The sequence below is a fragment of the Paenibacillus plantiphilus genome, from assembly GCF_927798095.1.
GTDB lineage: Bacteria > Bacillota > Bacilli > Paenibacillales > Paenibacillaceae > Paenibacillus_Z > Paenibacillus_Z plantiphilus.
The window spans coordinates 1-1,896 of record NZ_CAKMMF010000066.1; the positions used below are offsets into that span (position 1 = coordinate 1).

Consider the following 1,896-nt stretch of genomic DNA (forward strand, 5'->3'; position numbering starts at 1 on the left):
CCATTAGTTGAGTAGCCGACCTTCCACACCACCGTGCATACCGTTCGGTACACGGCGGTTCCTAAGTTTACGTCTGTACAGTCTTGTAATGCTCCGAGAAAAATGTGTATCCGGCTTGTTTAAGGCGGGCATTGGTGACCGTTGTGCTGAGGATGTGGCTTTTGGCGATGCGCCAGTAGCCTTTTCTTGTGCACGCGAACTTGTAGGCCGTGTTATGGTCGTGTCCGAGTTTACGTAGCATGGAGTATCGGGTGCGGACTCGTTTCCACTGTTTCCAGATCACCATTCGTATTCTTCGTCTTAACCACTCATCCGTTACCCTGAGCAGTTTCTTCATATCTGCGAGATGGAAGTAGTTAACCCAACCCGTGATATATGGTTTCAGCTTTGATTTCAGCAACTCATATCCGAGCCCGTTACTTCTTGCAGTGAGCTCTTTAATCCTCGCTTTCATCTTGCTGATGCTCTTAGAGTGGGTACGCAGTTTGATTCCATCTTTGGATGGATAAAATCCGTATCCCAGGAATTTGACCTTGCCGATATAGGCAACCACTGTTTTCTCCCTGTTCACCTTTAGCCGCAGTTTCCCTTCAATGTAGGGCAGAACGTGATTGAGCATCCGCTGCGCTGATCGCTTTGTCTTTGCAAAGAGAAGCATGTCGTCCGCATAGCGGACAAACCTGATTCCTCTTCGTTCCAGTTCTCGGTCAAGTTCATTTAGCATGATGTTACTGCATAATGGGCTAATATTCCCGCCTTGAACAAGACCGAGCTCTGTCTCTTCGAACTTCCCCTTGTTTATTGCCCCTGCCTGTAGATACTTGTGTATGAGGGATATCACTCTGCCGTCTTTAATGGTTTTGGATAGCAATTCAATCATCTTCGATTGGCTGACCGTATCGAAAAATTTCTCCAAATCCATGTCCACGACATAAGTGTATCCTTCGTTTGCATATTCCTTACACTTTCTCAGTGCGTCGTGAGCGCTTCTCCTGGGTCTGAATCCATAGCTTGTTTCAGCGAATTGTGGTTCGAAGATCGGCGATAGTACTTGCGTGATGGCTTGTTGCAGCACCCTGTCTACTGCTGTTGGGATTCCAAGCGTACGCATTTTTCCGTTATCCTTAGGTATTTCTACCCTTCGGACCGGATTCGGGCGGTATTTTCCATCCAGAACTCGTTTTACGAGTTCCTCCCCGTTGTCTCCGAGATATTGCAGAAGATGCTCCACTTTCATCCCATCGATACCGTGTGAGCCTTTGTTCCTCTTCACTTGCTTGTAAGCTTCGTTCAGATTTCCTCGACTCAGGATTCTCTCTAATAGCCCGTTCCCTCGACTGTTGGCGTTGGTGTTGTTGTTTTCAGTTATCCGCTTGTCGGTAAGCGCTCCCTCATACCCTTCGTGTTCCGCACTATCTCTTTGCGGGCAGCCCTTGCTACAGCAAGGTATTCTGCTTTCTTTCATCCCGACTTTGGTAACATTCATTGACTGAACACCTCCTTAGGTTCAACCCTTCATAACGCCGCCTGGCAGCGTTACTAATATGGTATCTGCTGACTTCTCACGACAAATCTTGTTTCAACCGCATGGCGCAAATACGTTTCATGCGTCCGTGAGACCTCCCACGGTAAGACGCGTAACTTTCATCCCATGTACCCGCCGCATTTACATCCTCGTGTCCGTGCAGTTTATTGGATTTCGTCTTGTATTGCAGACTCATCCCACTTTGGATGCCTGATGTGATTCGTGTTCCTCGGGTCGGTACTTTGCCGCCAGCTTCCTTCAGATTCCACCTCACGATGGACACCCTTGCTCTTGGCTAATGGTTGGCAACTGCCAGCCCCCATAGCGGACTTTCACCGCCTAGCTACGCGCCATGCGTGGCGCACAATAAA

The 1,896-nt window shown here is 48.6% G+C and carries 1 protein-coding gene; it reads right to left on the reverse strand.

Annotated features, from left to right (window positions below; genetic code table 11):
• Positions 1–67: 67 nt before the first annotated feature.
• Positions 68–1,486, reverse strand: coding sequence for a group II intron reverse transcriptase/maturase (ltrA, locus tag L6H65_RS26305; protein WP_236347713.1), 1,419 nt, complete (start codon positions 1,484–1,486; stop codon positions 68–70).
• Positions 1,487–1,896: the final 410 nt, after the last annotated feature.